15 protein-coding genes and 1 riboswitch are annotated in these 18,894 nt (G+C 68.8%); all 15 genes read left to right on the top strand.

Features of this window, described 5'->3' with window-relative positions; genetic code table 11:
• Window positions 1–25: 25 nt before the first annotated feature.
• The 15 genes from QC826_RS16005 (at window position 26) to cobI (ending at window position 18,893) form a co-directional block, all read left to right on the top strand.
• Entirely contained in the window at window positions 26–1,150 is a 1,125-nt protein-coding gene (locus QC826_RS16005) for a TonB-dependent receptor plug domain-containing protein (protein WP_279761530.1), read from the top strand.
• Window positions 1,147–2,322, top strand: a complete 1,176-nt coding sequence (locus tag QC826_RS16000) for a TonB-dependent receptor domain-containing protein (RefSeq protein WP_279766510.1) — start codon at window positions 1,147–1,149, stop codon at window positions 2,320–2,322. Before QC826_RS16005 ends, QC826_RS16000 begins: the two co-directional genes overlap by 4 nt.
• Before the next feature lie 144 nt (window positions 2,323–2,466).
• On the top strand, window positions 2,467–3,441 hold the full coding sequence (locus QC826_RS15995; RefSeq protein WP_279761529.1) for a fatty acid desaturase: 975 nt from the start codon (window positions 2,467–2,469) through the stop codon (window positions 3,439–3,441).
• A gap of 2 nt (window positions 3,442–3,443) precedes the next feature.
• Window positions 3,444–4,247 carry a phosphate/phosphite/phosphonate ABC transporter substrate-binding protein gene (locus QC826_RS15990; RefSeq protein WP_279761528.1) on the top strand — a complete coding sequence of 268 codons (804 nt, stop codon included), beginning with the start codon at window positions 3,444–3,446 and terminating at the stop codon, window positions 4,245–4,247.
• Between the two features lie 131 nt (window positions 4,248–4,378).
• Window positions 4,379–5,584, top strand: coding sequence for a S8 family peptidase (locus QC826_RS15985; protein ID WP_279761527.1), 1,206 nt, complete (start codon window positions 4,379–4,381; stop codon window positions 5,582–5,584).
• A 102-nt stretch (window positions 5,585–5,686) separates the two neighbouring features.
• A riboswitch (cobalamin riboswitch) is annotated at window positions 5,687–5,915 on the top strand.
• A 154-nt stretch (window positions 5,916–6,069) separates the two neighbouring features.
• The gene (locus QC826_RS15980; protein ID WP_279761526.1) at window positions 6,070–6,267 is read left to right on the top strand and encodes a CbtB domain-containing protein; all 198 of its coding nucleotides are present in this window, start codon (window positions 6,070–6,072) and stop codon (window positions 6,265–6,267) included.
• Window positions 6,268–6,281: 14 nt separating this feature from the next.
• Window positions 6,282–7,301 carry a CbtA family protein gene (locus tag QC826_RS15975; protein ID WP_279761525.1) on the top strand — a complete coding sequence of 340 codons (1,020 nt, stop codon included), beginning with the start codon at window positions 6,282–6,284 and terminating at the stop codon, window positions 7,299–7,301.
• A gap of 4 nt (window positions 7,302–7,305) precedes the next feature.
• Window positions 7,306–7,635: a (2Fe-2S) ferredoxin domain-containing protein gene (locus tag QC826_RS15970; protein ID WP_093383534.1), complete on the top strand. Its 330-nt coding sequence runs from the start codon at window positions 7,306–7,308 to the stop codon at window positions 7,633–7,635.
• A 1-nt stretch (window position 7,636) separates the two neighbouring features.
• A complete protein-coding gene (locus QC826_RS15965) occupies window positions 7,637–11,899 on the top strand; it encodes a cobaltochelatase subunit CobN (protein WP_279761524.1) in 4,263 nt (1,420 codons plus the stop codon).
• Window position 11,900: 1 nt separating this feature from the next.
• A complete protein-coding gene (locus tag QC826_RS15960) occupies window positions 11,901–13,901 on the top strand; it encodes a putative cobaltochelatase (protein ID WP_279761523.1) in 2,001 nt (666 codons plus the stop codon).
• The gene (gene cobA / locus QC826_RS15955) at window positions 13,898–14,692 is read left to right on the top strand and encodes a uroporphyrinogen-III C-methyltransferase (RefSeq protein ID WP_279761522.1); all 795 of its coding nucleotides are present in this window, start codon (window positions 13,898–13,900) and stop codon (window positions 14,690–14,692) included. Before QC826_RS15960 ends, cobA begins: the two co-directional genes overlap by 4 nt.
• Window positions 14,689–15,414, top strand: a complete 726-nt coding sequence (locus QC826_RS15950; RefSeq protein ID WP_279761521.1) for a cobalt-precorrin-7 (C(5))-methyltransferase — start codon at window positions 14,689–14,691, stop codon at window positions 15,412–15,414. Before cobA ends, QC826_RS15950 begins: the two co-directional genes overlap by 4 nt.
• Entirely contained in the window at window positions 15,411–17,009 is a 1,599-nt protein-coding gene (locus QC826_RS15945; RefSeq protein ID WP_279761520.1) for a precorrin-8X methylmutase, read from the top strand. The genes QC826_RS15950 and QC826_RS15945 overlap by 4 nt, the downstream gene beginning before the upstream one ends.
• A complete protein-coding gene (gene cbiD, locus QC826_RS15940; RefSeq protein ID WP_279761519.1) occupies window positions 16,996–18,141 on the top strand; it encodes a cobalt-precorrin-5B (C(1))-methyltransferase CbiD in 1,146 nt (381 codons plus the stop codon). The genes QC826_RS15945 and cbiD overlap by 14 nt, the downstream gene beginning before the upstream one ends.
• 38 nt (window positions 18,142–18,179) lie before the next feature.
• The gene (cobI, locus tag QC826_RS15935; protein WP_279766509.1) at window positions 18,180–18,893 is read left to right on the top strand and encodes a precorrin-2 C(20)-methyltransferase; all 714 of its coding nucleotides are present in this window, start codon (window positions 18,180–18,182) and stop codon (window positions 18,891–18,893) included.
• Window position 18,894 lies beyond the last annotated feature (1 nt).

Genomic DNA, 18,894 nt, shown 5'->3' with positions numbered 1-18,894 from the left:
GATAACAATATTTGAGGGAATACTGATGGGTAAGCATTTGATTGGCCATGGCGCCTTGGTGGTGTTGTCGCTCGGCGTGATCGGCACGGCGCAGGCGCAAGTGTCGGCGCCGGCGGCGCAGGCCGGCGCCGGCGTCAACGCGGAAAAAATCGAGCGCGTCGAAGTGACCGCCACGCGCGCCGCCGGCGCCGTCGACGTGCAGAAGGTGCCGGCCGCCGTCACCGTGCTCAAGCCGGAGAGCCTGGCCAAGTTCGGCCTGGGCAACTTGGGCGACATCGCCAGCCAGGTGCCGGCCATGAGCGTGCAGGAGCAGGCCCCGGGCGTCAACAACATCACCATGCGCGGCCTGGTGGTGCGCGGCATCGTGCCGTCGGAGATCCAGGACTCGTCGCTGGTGGCGGTGTATGTCGACGACATGCCGGTGACGCTGAAGTCCGGCAATCCCGACCTGAAGGTGCTGGACCTGGAGCGCATCGAGGTGCTGCAGGGGCCGCAGGGCACGCTGTTCGGCGCCGGCGCGATGGCCGGCGCGGTGCGCCAGATCACCCAAAAGCCGGACACCAACGAGCTGTTCGGCTCGGTCGAGGCGGTCGGCTCGCGCACCTCCGGCTTCGGCGGCAACAACCACAATCTGCGCGGCATGGTCAACCTGCCGCTGAAGAGCGAAGTGCTGGGCCTGCGCCTGACCGGCTACACCGGCAACGATTCCGGCTACATCCGGAACGCGCTGACGGGCGCCACCACCAACGCCGTCTCGACCAACCAGGGCCGCGCCGCAATGCGCCTGCGCGCCTCGGCCGACTTGCTGGTGGACGCCAGCGTGACCGCCTCCAACGTCAAGGGCGGCGTCAACGACGCCTACGCCGGCCTGGCGCCGTTCACCACCATCGCCTTGCTGCCGCAAAACAGCAACGACAATCTGCAACTGTACAACCTGGCGCTGAGCTACGACCTGGGCCGCGCCCAGCTGGTCTCGTCGACCTCCTACCTGCACCGCGACACCTTGTACCTGACTTCGGCGCAGTATCCGGCCACCGCCTTCATCTTCGGCGGCAAGGCGCCGCTGATGCAGGCCGCCTACACCATCGGCAACGCGGTGACCGACTTCGCCCAGGAGTTCCGCCTCAACTCGAAGGACGCCGGGCCCTGAAGTGGACCGCCGGCGCCTTCTTCGAGAGCGGCAAGCGGGCCACGCGCCAGGACGAGCCGACCACCGGCTTCGACGCGCGCTTCGCCGCCACGCACAACTTCCCCGGCTACAACTCGCAAACCAACGACCTGGCCTTCGGCCCGGACGACTTCTTCTCCGGCCTGCAACACGCCAAGTCGCGCCAGGCGGCCCTGTTCGCCGAGGCCACCTACACCGTGTGGGACAAGCTCGACCTGACCGCCGGCCTGCGCCTGTTCCGTGGCACGCAGGACTTCGACCTGCGCTTCACCGGCCTGTTCGGCAACCTGGTCGGCGCCAGCCCGGCGGCGCCGGTCGGCGTGCCGGAGGAGAGCCGCAGCAGCGCCACGGCGCAGGGCGCCAACCCGCGCTTCGCCGCCGCCTACCATGTCGACGCCGAGCATCTGCTGTACGCCGCCGCCGGCAAGGGCTTCCGCTACGGCGGCAACAACCAGCCGGTGCCGTTCAACTTCTGCGGCGTCAACGCGCCGTCCACCTTCGCCCCGGACAGCCTGTGGAACTACGAGCTCGGCTCGAAGAACACCCTGCTCGACCGGCGCATGACGCTCAACGTCAGCGCCTACCTGATCGAGTGGAGCGACGTGCAGGTGTTCAACAAGCTGCCCTGCACCTATTACTTCACGCAGAACGCCGGCAAGCTGCGCAGCCAGGGCGTGGAGCTGGAGACGGCGTTCAAGCTGACGCGCCGCGCCACGCTCGGCCTGAGCGCCGCCTACAACGACGCCTACGCCAAGCACACGGTGTTGACCGGCATCGCCGCGCAGAACATTCCGGCCGGCAGCCGCACGCCGTACGCGCCGCATGTCGCCGCCAGCGCGACGTTCAGCTACGCCGTGCCGGTGCTTGATACGGACGAGATCGGCATTTCCGCCAGCTACGCCTACCGTGGCAAGGCCTACACCAACTTCGCCAAGGAGCAGGGCGGCTATTCGGAGATTCCGTCGTCGAACACCGTCAACGCCACCGTGACCTATAAAACGCGCGGCTACGAGCTGGGCCTGTTCGGCAGCAACCTGAGCAACGGTAACAAGGTCAACGACGTGACGACCAACAGCATCGCCATCCAACCGGGCGACACCTTGTTCATGGCGCGTCCGCGCACCATCGGCCTGCGGATGAAGGCGCGTTTCTGATTGCCTTGGAGTCAAGGTTGCCGCTTTGAAGGCAAGTTGTGATGCGCTGAAAAAATACCCGGCCGGCGGCACCATCGCCGCGCCGTTCTTTGCTACGCTCGAAACGGCCACACAGGCTCCCACCATCCGCCAGGAAAGGCCGGTATGCAAGCAGCATTGTTAAAGAGGCAGGCATCGGAATACATCGACGCGGAGCAGAGGCTGCAAGTGGCCAAGGAGCGGCAGCGCCTGCTGTGGCTGGCCGAGTGGCCGACCTGGGCCTTGATGGCGCTGATCTACGGCGGCTGGTACGCCACGCTGGCGCACTGGCAGGAGATCGGCCCGCTCGCCGCCACGCTGTTGATGATCTGGTGGTGCGCCTGGTACATGTCGCTGCAACACAAGCTGATCCACGGCCATCCGACGCCCTGGGCGTGGCTGAACCGCCTGTTCGGCCTGGCGCCGCTGGCGATCTGGTATCCCTACCGCCTGTACCGCGACAGCCACATGCACCACCACAACGATTTCCACTTGACCATGCCGGCGCTGGACACGGAAAGCTATTACGTGTCGCCGGCGCGCTGGGCCGGCATGGGCAAGCCGCTGCGCAAGCTGCACTGGTTCAACAAGACCTTTTGGGGCCGCATGCTGGTCGGCCCGGCGATCACCATCGTCGGCGCCTGGGGCGAGGCGCTGCGCCAGCCGCTGCAGGGCGACTGGCGGCAGGTGCCGATGTGGCTGGGCCACTTCGCCATGCTGGGCGCCATGTTGTGGTGCTTGCACGCGGCCTTCGGCATGTCGCCGCTGTATTACGTGTTGGCCATTTCCTATCCGGCGCAGTCGCTGACCATGATCCGCTCCTACTACGAGCACCGGCCGGCCGAGGAGCACAAGCAGCGCATCGTGCTGAACGAGGCGGAGCCGCTGTTCCGCCTGCTGTTCCTGAACAACAACCTGCACCTGGTGCACCACGACCTGCCGTCGCTGCCGTGGTACTTGATGCCGCGCGTCTACCGGGCGCGGCGCGAGGCCTACCTGGCCCGCAGCGGCGGCTTCCATGTGCGCGGCTATGGCGAGCTGGCGCGCCGCTTCGGCTTCCGCCCGGTCGACGCGCCGGTCCACCCGCACATGCCGGACTAGCGATGAGCTGGACGATGTCCTTGCCGATGTACAACGTCTCGACCGAGTTGCGCGACGGCTACGAGGCCTTGCAGGGCGCCTTGCTCGACCTGCTGCGCGCGGCCGGCTGGCGCGGCCGGGTCGAAGCGCTGCGCGAGCCGCCCCTGCCGGACTTGTGGCGGCGGCCGGACCTGTTGCTCAGCCAGACCTGCGGCTACCCGTATGCGACCGCGCTGAGCGGCCGGGTGCGGCTGCTCGCCACGCCCTGCTACGACTTCACCGGCTGCCGGGGCAGCGACTATTCGAGCGCGATCGTGGTGCGGCAACGGGGCGGCATCGGCACGCTGGCCGAGGCGCGCGGCCGCGTCGCCGCCGTCAACGACGCCGGCTCGCACAGCGGCATGAACGCGCTGCGCCACGCCGTGGCGCCGCTGGCCGAGCGGGGCCGCTTCTTCGGCGCGGTGCGCTGGAGCGGCAGCCACGCCGCCAGTCTGGCCCTGCTGCGCGGGGGCGCCGCCGACATCGCCGCCATCGACTGCGTCAGCCTCGGCTATCTGCTACGGTGCGATCCGGCCTGCCTGGCCGGCCTGGCCGTGTTGCAGTATTCGACCGCCGCGCCGGGCCTGCCGCTGATCGCCGGCGCCGCCGTGCCGGAGGAGGCGGTGCGCTTGCTGCGCGAGGCCTTGCTGGCGCCGCCGCCCCGTCTGCAAGAACTGCTGCGGCCGCTGTCGATCCTCGGCTTCGAGCGGCGCGGCGCGGCGGACTATGCCGGAATCGCCTTGCTGGAGGCCGAGGCGAGGGCGGTGGGCTACGCCGAACTGGCCTGACGAATCCACCGCGTCGGCGCGCAACTGTGCGCTCGCGCAAAGCCTGTGGGCGCCATCTGCGTAGCATGGATCGGTCAGTTTTTTGACAGTCGATTCCTTCCAGCACAGTGCGTTTCCTACAGGAGAAGAAAATGAAATCCGATTTCATCGTTTTGCGCCGCGAACCCTCGCCCACCCGCGACCAGTTGTGGGGCGGGCCGGTGGCCGGCGTGCTCGGCATGCCCATGGCGCAGGCCGGCGTGCCCGGCCTGAACGTCAGCGCCGAGGTCAACAGCGTCGAGCGCAAGGAGGTGCGCCTGATCGCGGCGCAGGCCGACACGGTGGCGGTGGCGCCGGTGATGCCGATGCGGCTGATCGCGCCGGTGTCGTCGGAGAGCGTCACCGGCGCCAGCGCCCAGGTGGCCTGGGGCCTGCCGGCGGTCGGCGCCGACACCTCGCCGTTCGACGGCGACGGCATCGTGGTGGCCATCCTCGACACCGGCATCGACGCCAACCACGCCGCCTTCGCCGGCGTCGAGCTGGTGCAGAAGGACTTCACCGGCGAGGGCAACGGCGACGGCCACGGCCACGGCACCCATTGCGCCGGCATCGCCTTCGGCCGCCCGGTCGGCGGCGTGCCGATCGGCGTGGCGCCGGGCGTCAAGAAGGCGCTGATCGGCAAGGTGCTCGACAGCCAGGGCAGCGGGTCGAGCGACAACATCGTCCAGGCGATCCTGTGGGCGGTCGACGAGGGCGCCAACATCATCTCCATGTCGCTGGGGATGGACTTCCCCGGCTACGTCAAGGCCCTGGTCGACTCCGGCATGCCGGCCGACCTGGCCACCTCGCGCGCGCTGGAGGGCTACCGCGCCAGCACGCGCCTGTTCGACAGCCTGTCGGCGCTGATCAGCGCGCACGAGTTGAGCGCCCAGGCGACCATCGTGGTGGCCGCCGGCGGCAACGAGAGCAAGCGCAAGATCGATCCGGACTACGAGGTGGCGGTGGCGCCGCCGGCGGTGGCGCAGGGCATCCTGTCGGTGGGCGCGCTGGGCCAGCACGGCGCCCGGTTCGAGGTGGCCTTCTTCTCCAACACCGGGGTCAACGTCAGCGCGCCGGGCGTCAACATCGTTTCGGCGGCGGCCGGCGGCGGCCTGCGCGCGATGAGCGGCACCAGCATGGCCACGCCCTGCGTGGCCGGGGTGGCGGCGCTGTGGGCGCAGAAGCTGAACCAGGCGGGCCGGCTGAACGGCTTCCAGTTGATGTCCAAGCTGGCCGGCATGGCGAGCACGGCCGGCATGGTCGACGGCTCGGACCCGTTCGACTTCGGCGCCGGGCTGGTGCGCTGCCCGCAGGACTAAGCCACTGAGGGCCACCGAGGGCCACCGAGGGCGGCGCTCCGGCGCCGCCCGCTTCGGTTGGAATTGTCTTGCCAGTCAAGGGTTTCGTGAATACAATCACAAACTTGCAACATTGTTTCAGGTTCGTTGCCCGGATGATCGTCCGGGCGGTGAAATGGGAAGCCGGTAAGTTTTTCGACGAAAAGCAATTCCGGCACTGCCCCCGCAACGGTATTTGAATCGAAAACCCGCATTACGCCACTGTGTTAACGCATGGGAAGGCGCGGGTTTTGATCTCCCCAGGGAGATCGCTTCAAGAGTCCGGAGACCAGCCTGAAACTGAACATACACGTTTGTATCGCGGAGGGCGATCCAGGTGGTTTGCAGTGTTGCGCACCCACATTTGTTGGTCCTCCCGGTATAGATCCCTGTTCCAGTCCCGCTCGCCGCGCGCGTTTTTTCGTCGTGCCGTCCAGGCTGGTATTTGTGCTTTCTGGAAGGACATCATGTCAATTCACGCCTCCGCCGTCGTCGATCACGCCACCGCCCCAGCCACGTCCACCGCCAAGGACAAAGTCCTGCCGGCCCTGTTCGCCAGCGCGCTGGCGGTCGCCCTGCTGTACGGCGCCGCCTTCTCGCCGATGGAGGAACTGCACAACGCCGCCCACGACGGGCGCCACTCGGCGGGCTTCCCGTGCCACTGAAGCAAAGCAATGGCATGGCGAAGACCAGTCCTTTCAACCGCATCGTGCGCACGGCGGTGGCCGCCGGGCTGCTGTCCGGCCTGGTGCTGACCGGCCTGCAAAGCCTGCAGGTGGCGCCCATCATCCTGCAGGCCGAGACCTACGAGGACGCGCAGGCCAAGGCCGATCCCAAACCCGCTGCGGACGCCGTCGCCGCGCCGCAGCGGCATGCCGACGGTGTGCGGGAACTCAAGGCGGAGGTCGCGCACGAGCACCCCGCCGCGGCGGCGCATGAGCATGTGGCCTCCGCTGTGCATGAACACGGCGCCGCAGCTGGGCACGCGCACGGCTCGGTGGGCGCGCATGCGCACGACGGGCCGGTCGTGCGGGACCACGAGCACGGTCAAGCAGCTTCCAATGCCGCCGCCGCCGATTTCGCCGCCGCGCCGGCCAGCCACGCGCATGGCGCCGACACTGCCGACACTGCCGCCTCTGCTACCTCCGCTGCCCAGCCCGGCGCCGAGCACGAAGACGAACACGGCCACGAGCACGGCGGTTGGAAGCCGGAGAACGGCGCCGAGCGCACCTTCTTCAGCGCGCTGGCCAACATCAGCATGGCGGTGGCCTTCGGCCTGCTGCTCAGTGCCGCGATGACGCTGCGCGGCGTTCGCCACGGCTGGCGCGGCGCCCTGTTGTGGGGCGCGGCCGGCTACGCCGTGTTCTTCCTGGCACCGTCGCTGGGCCTGCCGCCGGAGGTGCCGGGCACCGCCGCCGCGCCGCTCGGCGCGCGCCAGATGTGGTGGTTGCTGACCGTGGCCGCCACGGCCGGCGGACTGGCGCTGTTGGCGCTGGCGCCGCGTTGGCCGCTCAAGCTGGCCGGCGTGGCCATGCTGCTGGCGCCGCATCTGGTCGGCGCGCCGCAACCGCTGGTGCACGCCAGCGCCGCGCCGGCCGAACTGGCGCAGTCCTTCATCTACGCCACCGCCTTCGCCAACGCCGTGTTCTGGCTGGCGCTGGGCGCGCTGTCCGGCTACTTCTTCAAGAAATTCAACTGAGCGCATGAGAACCCACACACGCCACGTGTTCATGTGCGTGGGGCCGCGCTGCACCGAAAACGGTGAGCGCGCCCAGGCCATGTTCGAATTGATGGGCGAGAAGATCGACGCCTTGCCGGAACTGCGCGTCAAGCGCACCCGCACCCATTGCATGGTCGCCTGCCGCGCGCAGGGGCCGGTGCTGGTGGTCTACCCGGAGGGCGTTTGGTACAACCGCGTCGACGAGGCGGCGGTCGAGCGCATCGTCACCGAGCACCTGCTCGGCGATGAAGAAGTCACCGATTTGATTTTCCATCGCCTAGGCGAAGGCGACACCTGTCCAGCGGAAGAATAAGATGTCCGAAACACCAGCAGGCCAGGCGCAGATTGTTCTGCTTACCCACGCCTCGAACGACCTGACCGTATTGCACCACGCGCTGGCCCAGCTGCCGCCGCAGTTCCCCTCCCTGAACGGCATCAATTTGCAGCCGCTGTCCAGCGACAGCGAGATGACGGCGCTGCTGGCCGGCGAGTTGTCGGCCGCCCGCGTCGTCATCCTGCGCGTGCTGGGGCGGCTCGGCAGCGTGCCGGGCGTGGCCGAGCTGGTGGGCCAGGCGCGCCGCCGGGGCATCCACCTGATCGCCATCAGCGGCACCGGCGAGGCCGACCCCGAGCTGGCCGCCGTGTCGACGGTGGCGCCGGACGTGCTGCGCCACTGCCTCGAATACTTCCAGGCCGGCGGCAGCGCCAACCTGGCCCAGCTGCTGCGCTATTTGTCCGACCATTTGCTGTTGACCGGCTTCGGCTTCGAGCCGGCCCACAAGCTGCCCGAGCACGGCATCTACCATCCCGACCTGGCGCCCGGCGCGGACACGGCCGACTGGCTGGCCATGCGCGCGGCCGACAAGCCCAGCGTGGGCATCGTCTTCTACCGCGCCCACTGGATGAGCGGGAACACCCGCTTCGTCGACGCCATGCTCGACGCGCTGGAAAAGCGCGGCATGAACGTGCTGCCGGTGTTCACCTCGTCGCTGCGCGCCGGGGCCGACGAGGCGGGCGCGCTGCCGAGCGCCTTGCGCTACTTCCGTGGCGCCGAGGGCACGCTGGTCGACGTGCTGATCAACACCACCTCCTTCGCCATGGGCGAGATCACCGCCGGCGGCTCGACCCCGGCCGGCTGGTCGGTCGGCGTGCTGGAGACGCTCAACGTTCCGGTGCTGCAGGCGATCACCAGCGGCATGACGCTGGCGCAGTGGCAGCAGTCGGCGCGCGGCATGAATCCGCTGGACGCGGCGATGAACGTGGTGCTGCCGGAGTTCGACGGCCGCATCATCACCGTGCCCATCTCGTTCAAGGCGCGCGCGGCGGGCATGCCGAGCGAGGTGATCGAATACGAGCCGGTGTTCGAACGGGTGGCGCGGGTGGCCGGCATCGCCGCGCGCTTCGCCCAGCTGCGCCGGGTGCCGAACGCGGCCAAGCGGGTCGCCTTCATGTTCACCAATTCGAGCAGCAAGGCCTCGCAGATCGGCAACGCGGTCGGCCTGGACGCGCCGGCCTCGCTGATGCGGATTCTGGAGGCGATGCGCCTGGCCGGCTACGACGTCGGCACGCTGCCGAAGGACGGCACGACGCTGATCCACGACCTGGTGGCGCGCTGCTCCTACGACAATATCTATTTGAGCGCCGAGCAGTTGGCCAACGCGGCGGGACGGGTGCCGACGGCGCAGTACGCCGAGTGGTTCGCCGATCTGCCGGAAGACATGCGCAAGCGGATGGTGGCGCAGTGGGGCGAGGCGCCGGGTGAGGCCTACTTCCACGACGGCCATCTGGCGCTGGCCGGCATCGAGCTGGGCAACACCTTCGTCGCGCTGCAACCGCCGCGCGGCTACGGCATGGACCCGGACGCGATCTACCACCAGCCGGACCTGCCGCCGACCCACCATTACTACGCGCTGTACCGCTGGTTGCGCGAGGAGTGGCGCGCCGACGCCATCGTCCACGTCGGCAAGCACGGCACCATGGAGTGGTTGCCGGGGAAGGGCGTCGGGCTGTCGGAGAACTGCTTCCCGGACGCGCTGCTGGGCGATCTGCCGCTGTTTTATCCGTTTATCATCAACGATCCAGGCGAGGGCTCGCAGGCCAAACGCCGTGCCCACGCGGTGGTGGTCGACCATTTGACGCCGCCGATGACCACCGCCGACACCTACGGCGCGCTGGCCCAGCTGACGCAGCTGGTGGACGAGTATTATCAGGTCGAGGTGCTCGACCCGTCCAAGCTGCCCTTGTTGCAGCAGCAGATTTGGGAGCTGGTCAAGCAGACCAATCTGGATGCGGATTTGCAGGCGCGCTTGCTGCATCACGATCATGACCACGAGGGCGGGCACGATCATGGACATGGACACGATCACGGCCATGACCACGGCCACGCGCACGCGCACGCGCACGACCATGGACACGAACATGGCCATCACGGTCATGACCACGATCACGACCACGACCATGAACACGAAGGCGAATTGCCGGCGGCCTTGGCCGCGATGGGCGGCTCCGATGTCGCCCACTTGATCGAGGATTTGGACGGCTATCTGTGCGAACTGGGCTCGGCCCAGATCCGCGACGGCCTGCACATCCTGGGACGCGGCCCGGACCACGAACAGCTGCCGGACATGCTGGTCTCGCTGACCCGCCTGCCGAATCAGGACGTGCCCGGCTTGCAGGAGGAAGTCGCCCGCCTGTTCGGGCTGGACTTGACCATGCTGCTCGAGCAGAAGGGCCGTCGCGTCAACGTGGTGCCTTCGCTGGCCCGCATCGCCGAGCGCGCTGTGGTCACGCGCGCCGACGCGCTCGAAGCGATCGACAGCCTGTGCCTGAAGCTGTTCGTCGAGCTGCGCGAAACCGAGTACGCCGCCGAACGTATCGACGCCGTGCTGGATCAGGTGTTCGGCCAGCTTGACGCCGACGATGCCATAGCCAAGCCTTTGCTTCAACCGGCCATGCGAAGCGGCGGCGGCACCTTGCTGGCGCAAATGGGCAAGCCGCGCGCCATGCTGCCGGCGCGGCCGGCAGCAGCGTTAGCGGCGGCGGCCACGGCGGCACCTTCGCCTGTGGCTCCGCCTACGCCTACGCCTATGCCTACGCCTACGCCTGTGCCAGTCCCGGTAACGACAACGGCGCCCACCGCCGCTGCTAAAAAGGTGCCAGCGCAGGGCGACCGTGCCAGCCGCTTCAAGGCGCTGCGCAGCGTTCTCGGCTTCGCCTGCCGCGAGCTGGTGCCGAACCTGGCCCTGGCCACCGACGAAATCGACAATCTGCTCAACGGCCTGTCCGGCCAATACGTGCCGGCCGGTCCGAACGGTTCGCCCAGCCGAGGCATGGCGCACATCCTGCCGACCGGGCGCAATTTCTACTCGGTCGACCCGCGCAGCGTGCCGTCGCAGTCGGCCTGGCGCGTCGGCCTGCAACTGGCGCACGAGGTGCTGACGCGCCACGAGCGCGAGACCGGCGCCTATCCGGAAAGCGTGGCGATCAGCATCTGGGGCACCAGCGCGATGCGCACCCATGGCGACGACGTGGCGCAGATCCTGGCGCTGCTGGGCGTGCGCCCGGTCTGGCGCGCCGAGAACCGGCAGGTCAGCGGCGTCGAGGTGATCCCACTGGAGGAGTTGAAGCGTCCGCGCATCGACGTGACGACCCGCATCAGCGGCTTCTTCCGCGACGCCTTCCCGCAGCTGATCGACCTGATCGACGAGGCCGTCAACACGGTGATCCAGCTGGACGAGCCGCTGACGCACAACTTCGTGCGCAAGCACTATCTGGCCGAACTGGGCGACTGGATCGGCCAGGGCCTGCCGCAGGAGGAAGCGGAACAGCGCGCCGCCTACCGCGTGTTCGGCGCCAAGCCGGGCAGCTATGGCGCCGGCATCCTGCCGCTGATCCAGCACAAAAACTGGGAGACCGACGCCGACTTCGCCGAGGCCTACGTCAACTGGGGCGGCTACGCCTACGCGCGCGGCGCGCAGGGCGTGGACCAGCGCGACGCCTTCAAACTGCGCCTGTCCGGCGTGGAGGTGGCGCTGCACAACCAGGACAACCGCGAGCACGACATCTTCGACAGCGACGACTACCTGCAATTCCACGGCGGGATGATCGCCACCATCCGCGCGCTGAGTGGCCAACAGCCGCGCCATTATTTCGGCGACAGCCACGACCCGGCGCGGGCGCAGGTGCGCGACTTGAAGGAGGAGACGCTGCGCGTGTTCCGTTCGCGCGTGGTCAACCCGAAATGGCTGAACAGCATACAGCGCCATGGCTACAAGGGCGGCCTGGAGCTGACCGCCACGGTCGACTATCTATTCGGCTACGACGCCACGGCGCAGGTGATGGACGACTGGATGTACGAGGACGTGGCGCAGGCCTACGGTTTCGATCCGCAGATGCAGCAGTTCCTACAAGAGGCCAATCCGTGGGCGCAGAACGCCATCGCCGAGCGCCTGCTGGAGGCGGCCGGCCGTGGCATGTGGAAGGCGCCGCGCGCCGAGACGCTGGAGCGGCTGCGCGAGCTGTACTTGAATAGTGAAACCCTGTTGGAGGCGCGCGGCGAGACGCCGCGCAATGGATAAGATGAGAAGCACGAATTTCCCCTTCGCGGCCGTGGTCGGCCAACCCAAGCTGCAAACGGCGCTGCTGCTGTGCGCGGTGGACCCCAGCATGGGCGGCGTGCTGATACGCGGCGACAAAGGCACGGCCAAGAGCACCGCCGCGCGCGCGCTGGCGGACATTCTGCCGCGCATCGACCGCGTCGCCGGCTGCGCCTTCAACTGCGCCGGCGATGCGCCGAGCGAGCATTGCGAGGTCTGCCGCGCCGACGGCGCCACGGCGGGCCTGTCCGCCGTGCCCTTCGTCACGCTGCCGCTGGGCGCCACCGAGGACCGCGTGCTGGGCAGCCTGGACGTGGCCAGCGCCTTGCGGGGCGGCGGCAAGCTGTTCCAGGCCGGCCTGCTGGCCTCGGCGCATCGCGGCATTTTGTACATCGACGAGGTGAACCTGTTGGCCGACCATCTGGTCGACGTGCTGCTCGACGTGGCGGCGATGGGCGTCAACTCGGTGCAGCGCGAGGGCCTGTCGATACGCCACCCGGCCCGCTTCACCTTGATCGGCACGATGAATCTGGAGGAGGGCGACCTGCGTCCGCAACTGCTGGACCGCTTCGCCTTGATGGTGGAAGTGGCGGCGCCGCGCGACAAGGCGGTGCGCTCCGAGGTGGTGCGCCGTCGCATCGCCTACGAGGCCGATCCGCTCACCTACGCTGCGGCGTGGCAGTCGCAGCAGGATGCGCTCAACGCTCAACTGGCGACGGCGCAAGCGCTGCTGCCGCAGGTGGAGCTGGACGACGCCATGCTCGATCTGATCAGCCACCTGTGCTGCGAGTTCGAGGTGGCCAGCCTGCGCGCCGACATCGTCATGCACAAGGCGGCGCGCGCGCTGGCGGCGCTGGACGGCCGCCTGAAGGTGACGCCGGCCGATCTGCGCAGCGCCGCCGAGCTGGTGCTGCCGCACCGCCGCCGCCGCAAGCCGTTTGAACAGCCGGGTCTGGACCAGGACAAGCTGGACGACTTGATGAACCAGGCGCAGAAGCAAGCCGAACAACAGGAGCAACAGGAACAACAGGCACAAGGGCAGGGCCACGACTCCGGCGACGGCGAGGCCGAGGCCGAGGACGATCACGATCACGACCACGACCACGACCACGACCACGACCACGAGGCGGCGCAATCCCCGGCGAACGACGAGCAGGAGCAGCCGGAACAGCTGTTCGCCAGCGGCGCCAGCGGTGCTGCGCCCCATCTGACGGTGGCGGCCAGCTCCAGCATCGGCCGCAGCGCCATGGGCCGGCGCAGCGACGCCGCCAACGCCGCGCGCGGCCGCGTGGTGCGCGCCGTGCCGGACGAGAATCCGAGCAGTCTGGCGGTCGGCGCGACGCTGCGCAGCGCCCTACTGCGCGACCCTGGCAATGTCAGCGTGACCAAGGCCGACCTGCACCAGCAGATCCGCGTCGGCAAGAGCGCCAACCTGATCCTGTTCGTGGTCGACGCCTCCGGCTCGATGGCGGCGCAGCGGCGCATGGAGGCCGTCAAGGGCACCGTGCTGGCGCTGCTGACGGACGCCTACCAGCGCCGCGACGAGGTGGCGGTGATTTCCTTCCGTGGCCAGTCGGCCCAGCTGCTGCTGGCGCCGACGCGCAGCGTTGACCGCGCCGAGCAGGGCCTGAGCCAGCTGCCGACCGGCGGCCGCACGCCGCTGCCGCACGCCATGCAGCTGGCGCTGGAGACGCTGGAACGCGGCGCGAACAACGCGCCGCCGCTGCTGGTGCTGCTCACCGACGGCAAGGCCAACGTGGCGCTGGCCGAGGGCGGCGACCCTTGGCGCGAAACGCTGGCGATGGCCGGGCTGCTGGCCGAACGCGGCGTGCCGGCGCTGGTGCTCGACACCGAGACCGGCTACCTCAAGCTGGGCCGCGCGGCGCAGCTGGCGCAGACCTTGGGCGCCGAGTGTCTGACGCTGGAGCAGCTGTCGGCCGACAATCTGGTGCTGACCATCCGCGCCCGACTGGGGGCCGTATGAAGCCGGGCAAAGTCTATTTGATCGGCGCCGGCCCCGGCGACCCGGAATTGATGACGCTGAAGGCCGTGCGCCTGCTCGGCGAGGCGCAGGTGGTGCTGCTCGACGCGCTGGTCAACCGCGAGGTGCTGCGCTTCGTCGCGCCCGGCGCGCAGGTGGTTGAAGTCGGCAAGCGCGGCGGCCGCCATTCGGCCACGCAGGAAGAAATCCAACAGCAGATGCTGGAGCACGCGCTGACCGGCAAGACGGTGGCGCGGCTGAAAGGCGGCGATCCATTCATGTTCGGCCGTGGCGGCGAGGAGGTGCAGTGCCTGCAGGCGGCCGGTGTCGAGGTCGAGGTGGTCAGTGGCATCACCAGCGGCATGGCCGTGCCGGCGGCGCTGGGCATCCCAGTGACGCACCGCGACCACGCCCGCAGCGTGACCTTCCTGACCGGCCACGGCTGCAACGACACGCCGCCCAACTGGGCCGGCTTGGTGGCGGCCGGCGGCACGCTGGTGATCTACATGGGCGTGGCCAATCTGCCCGGGATCACGGAACAACTACTGGCGGCGGGCATGCCGCCGTCGCGGCCGGCGGCCGTCATCCAGAACGGCACGCTGCCGCAGCAGCGCTGCGTGGCCGCGCCGCTGGGCCAGCTGGCCGAGCGGGTGCGCCTGTCCGGCATCGGCAGCCCGGCCATCGTCATCATCGGCGACGTGGTCGGCGTGGCGGCGCAACTGCAATCGCAGCTGACATCGCAGCTAAAACGGCAAGCGCCACTGCAAGAACAATTTGAGGAGCAGTTTGTATGATTATTTGTATCGGTGCCGGTCCCGGCGATGTGGCTTACTTGACCCAACGCGGCGCGCAATTGATACGCGACGCCGACGTGGTGGCCGGCTTTGAGGCCGTGTTGAACGTGGTGCGCAGCCTGATTCCGGCCGAGGCCCAGGTCATCACCATGGGCTACCGCGACCAGGTCGCCAAGCTCGACGAGGTGGCCGTCGAACACCACGCCGGCAAGAAGTGCGTGGTGGTCTTCATGGGCGACATCCACTTCAGCGGCTTCCAATACCTGGAGCGGGTGGAGCGCGCCTGCGGCCATCCGGTCGAGTCGCTGCCGGGGATTTCGTCGGCGCAGATCCTGGCCTCGCGCACCAAGGTGTGCTTCGACGAGACCACCTTCGTCACCTTCCACCGGCGCGGCGACCTGACGCCGTTCAAGCGCCATCTGGTGCACGTGCTGGAGGACCAGCGCAACGCCATCGTGATTCCCTGCCCGTGGGACGAGGCGCGTTCCTTCATGCCTTGGCATATCGCGGCCTATTTGATCGAGCAGGGCATCCCGCCCGAGCATCCGGTCGAGGTGTGGGAAAACCTGACCCGGGGCGAGGCCGAATGGCACGGCAGCCTGGCCGAATGCGCCGAGCACCGCTGCTCGGACATGAGCATCATGCTGATCCGCACGCTGGCGCCGATGGCCAGCCAGATCGAGGCGGCGCCGGGCCAACTTGAAACGGCGCCGGCAAAATGAACGGCGCACCAGTGAATGCTGAGGGGCCGGCCGCGATCAAGTCCGGCATCGTCGTCGCCGGCCACGGCAGCCGCGATCCGGACGCGGTGCGCGAATTCGAGGCGCTGGTGGAACTGGTGCGGGCGCGCGCGCCGCAGGACGTGGTCACCCACGGCTATCTGGAGTTCTCCAGCCCGACCATCGCCGAGGCGGTGGAGGCCAACCTGGCGGCCGGTACGCGCCAGCTGGCCGTGGTGCCGGGCGTGCTGCTGGCGGCGCGCCATGCCAAGAACGACATGCCGGCCGAAATGCAGGCGATGGCGCGCGACTATCCCGAGATCGATTTCCATTTCGGCGCGCCGCTGAACCTGCATCCCAAGCTGCTGCAACTGGCGCAGGAGCGCATCGTCGAGGCCGAGGGTACGTCGACCGCCACGGTGCGCCGCGCCGACACCTGCCTGGTGCTGGTCGGCCGTGGCACCACCGACCCGGACGCCAACGGCGAGGTGTCCAAGCTGGCGCGCATGCTGGAGGAGGGCATGGGCTTCGGCGGCGTCTACGTTTGCTATTCCGGCACCGCCACGCCGCTGGTGGCGGACGGCCTGCGCGCCGCCGCCCGCATGGGTTTCGCCCGGTTGGTGGTGCTGCCGTTCTTCCTGTTCGACGGCGTGCTGGTCAAGCGCATCTACGCGGCGGCCGACGAGCTGGCCGAGCGCGAGCCGGCTGTGGAGGTGCTCAAGGCCGGCTACTTCGGCGTGCATCCGCTGCTGGCCGATGTGATGATCGAACGCGCCCGCGAGGCCGTCGCCGGCCGCGCCGCGATGAACTGCTCGCTGTGCAAATACCGCGTGCAGATCGTCGGCTTCGAGCAGCAGGTGGGCGAGCCGCAGCGGGCCCACCACACGGCGGTGCGCGGCCTGCTGGCGCAGGAGGGGGCAGCCAATGTGCCGGCCGCGCCGACGCGCTTTGCCGCCTACGTGCCGCATCCGATCGAGGCGGAGAGCTTCGAGATCATCGCCGCCGGGCGCGACTGGGCGCCGTTCCCGGTCGAGCAGTTGACGGTGTTGCAGCGGCTGGTGCACACCAGCGGCGACTTCAACGCCGTCGACGACATGTACTTCTCGCCGGGCGCGGTGGAGATCGGCATCCGCGCGCTGTTGCGCTGCAAGCGCGTGCTGACCGACGTGACGATGGTGCAAACCGGCCTGAAACGCGCGCTGCTCGAACAGCTGGGCGTGGACACCTGGTGCGGCGTGCACGACCGCGAGACGCATCTAATGTCCGAAGCGCTGGGCATCACCCGCTCGGCGGCCGGCATCCGCCGTGGCTTTGAAAGGTACGGCAACGACGTGGTGGTGGCGATCGGCGACGCGCCGACCGCCATCGCCGAGGCGGTGCGCTTGATCCGCGACCACGGCTGGCGCCCGCAACTGGTGATCGGCCTGCCGGTCGGCTTTGTCGGCACGCGGGAAACCAAGGAACTGCTGCGGCGTTGCCTGCAAGTGCCGCGCATCACCAACAGCGGCACGCGCGGCGGCTCGCCGTGGGCCGCCAGCGTGGTCAACGGCATGATGATCGACGCCGTCAACCAGCTCGCCGGGTATGCGCCTGGCTGAACGCAGCGAATTCGACCTGAGCGTGCTGGCCCTGAACGGCCTGCGGCGCGGGCGCACCACGGGCAGTTGCGCGACGGCGGCGGTGAAGGCGGCGCTACACCTGCTGCTGCTGGACGAGCGGCGGGAGCGCGTCGCCGTCACGCTGCCCGACGGCGCGCACTATTTGATGGTGCCGATCCAGCGGGTGGAGGCGATGGCCGGCGGCGCGCGCGCCGAGGTGCTGAAGGACGGCGGCGACGATCCGGACAACACGCACGGCTCGACGATTTTCGCCGAGGTTCGGCGCAACGATGTGAACGAGGTGCGCTTCTTCGCCGGGCGCGGCGTGGGCACGGCGACTTTGCCAGGCCTGCGCGTGGCGGTCGGCGAGCCGGCGATCAACCCGGTGCCGCGCCAGATGATGCGGCGGGCGGTGGCCGAGGTGCTCGACGAGGCGCCGGCCGAGGCCGAGAACTCGGGCTTCGACCTGACCATCGGCTGCGAGGAGGGCGAGGTCATCGCCCGCAAGACCTTCAATCCACGGCTGGGTATCCTGGGGGGGATCTCGATCCTCGGGACGTCGGGCATTGTCGAGCCGATGTCGCTGTCGACCTGGATCGCCTCCATCGAGGTGTATGTGCGGGTGGCGCTGGCCGACAACGCGTCCAGTGTGGCCTACCTGCCGGGGAAGATCGGGCGGGACTACGCCAAGGACGTGCTGGGCATGCCGGAGCGGCGCACGGTGCAGATCGCCAACTTCCTCGGCGACGCGCTCGACTTCACCGAGACGGCGCTGCGGCAGGACGGCCGCGAGTTGGAGGTGTTGTGGCTGGCCGGCCATCCAGGCAAGCTGGCCAAGGTGTTGGACGGTTATTGGGACACGCATTCGAGCAAAAGCAGTATGGCGATGGCGGGCGTGGCCCGCGTCGCGGCGGAGTGTGGATATGCGCCCCATTTGGTGCAAGAGATAGAACAGGCAAACACAGTGGAAGCAGCAATGGAAAGAATGAAGAATGAGGCAGGGGCGCGCGATCTGTGGGTGGAGATCGAGCGGCGCGTCGGCGAGTTGGCGCGGGTTCGCGTACCGTCGGTGCGGCGGCTGGAGGTGCGCCTGTTCGACCTGGCCGGTAACTCGCTGGGAGCGGACGCTTGAGCGCCGTGCTGAAGGAAGTGGTCAAGGCCGGACCCGGCATGTTCTGGGGCGTCGGCGTTGGTCCCGGCCCGGCAGGCTATGTGCCGCTGGCGGCGCTGGAGGCGCTGCGCGAGGCCGACTGGATCTACGCGCCACGGGCGCGCGGCGTCGAAACATCGGTGGCGGTGCAGTGCCTGGCCGGCGTGGAGATCGACGCGGCCAAGCTGCGCGACATCGAATTCAGTATGGACCCGGACCGCTCGGTGCTCAGCGAGCACTACGCGCAGCTGGGCGACCAAATCGCCGCCGAGCTGCGCGCCGGCCGCAACGTGGCCTACCTGACCATCGGCGATTCGCTGACCTATTCGACCTACGGTTATGTGCTGGCGGCCTTGCAGGCGCGCTTGCCGGAGCTGCGCCAGCGCACCTTCCCCGGCATCACCAGCTACGCCGCCGCCGCGTCGGCTTTGTCCTGGCCGCTGGGCGAGGGCAAGGAGCGCGTGCTGATTCTGCCGTGCCCGGAGACGGCCGAGGAGCTGCGCCGCGACATCGAGACGCACGACATCGTGGTGTTGATGAAGATCGGCCAGCGTCTGCCGTGGGTGTTGGAGCTGCTGCGCGAGATGGGCATCGCCCAACACTGCGCCTTCGCCCGCCGCATCGGCCTGCCGGGCGAGATGCTGGCCTCCGGTCTGGACGACTTGGTGGCGCAGGACGCCATGGGATATTTGGCCACCATGCTGGTGCGCCGCGCTTCACGAGAGGAACGATAAG

The sequence above is a fragment of the Rugamonas sp. DEMB1 genome (genome assembly GCF_029834475.1).
GTDB lineage: Bacteria > Pseudomonadota > Gammaproteobacteria > Burkholderiales > Burkholderiaceae_D > Rugamonas > Rugamonas rubra.
The sequence above is the reverse complement of the archived record's forward strand: the minus strand, read 5'-3'. Positions and strand labels throughout refer to the sequence as shown.

Bases quoted from the DNA above. Each gene is read 5' to 3' on its own strand.
- QC826_RS16005 (WP_279761530.1), top strand. From the start codon at position 26: ATGGGTAAGCATTTGATTGGCCATGGCGCCTTGGTGGTGTTGTCGCTC.
- QC826_RS15995 (WP_279761529.1), top strand. From the start codon at position 2,467: ATGCAAGCAGCATTGTTAAAGAGGCAGGCATCGGAATACATCGACGCG.
- QC826_RS15990 (WP_279761528.1), top strand. From the start codon at position 3,444: ATGAGCTGGACGATGTCCTTGCCGATGTACAACGTCTCGACCGAGTTG.
- QC826_RS15985 (WP_279761527.1), top strand. From the start codon at position 4,379: ATGAAATCCGATTTCATCGTTTTGCGCCGCGAACCCTCGCCCACCCGC.
- QC826_RS15980 (WP_279761526.1), top strand. From the start codon at position 6,070: ATGTCAATTCACGCCTCCGCCGTCGTCGATCACGCCACCGCCCCAGCC.
- QC826_RS15975 (WP_279761525.1), top strand. From the start codon at position 6,282: ATGGCGAAGACCAGTCCTTTCAACCGCATCGTGCGCACGGCGGTGGCC.
- QC826_RS15970 (WP_093383534.1), top strand. From the start codon at position 7,306: ATGAGAACCCACACACGCCACGTGTTCATGTGCGTGGGGCCGCGCTGC.
- QC826_RS15965 (WP_279761524.1), top strand. From the start codon at position 7,637: ATGTCCGAAACACCAGCAGGCCAGGCGCAGATTGTTCTGCTTACCCAC.
- QC826_RS15960 (WP_279761523.1), top strand. From the start codon at position 11,901: ATGAGAAGCACGAATTTCCCCTTCGCGGCCGTGGTCGGCCAACCCAAG.
- cobA (WP_279761522.1), top strand. From the start codon at position 13,898: ATGAAGCCGGGCAAAGTCTATTTGATCGGCGCCGGCCCCGGCGACCCG.
- QC826_RS15950 (WP_279761521.1), top strand. From the start codon at position 14,689: ATGATTATTTGTATCGGTGCCGGTCCCGGCGATGTGGCTTACTTGACC.
- QC826_RS15945 (WP_279761520.1), top strand. From the start codon at position 15,411: ATGAACGGCGCACCAGTGAATGCTGAGGGGCCGGCCGCGATCAAGTCC.
- cbiD (WP_279761519.1), top strand. From the start codon at position 16,996: ATGCGCCTGGCTGAACGCAGCGAATTCGACCTGAGCGTGCTGGCCCTG.
- cobI (WP_279766509.1), top strand. From the start codon at position 18,180: ATGTTCTGGGGCGTCGGCGTTGGTCCCGGCCCGGCAGGCTATGTGCCG.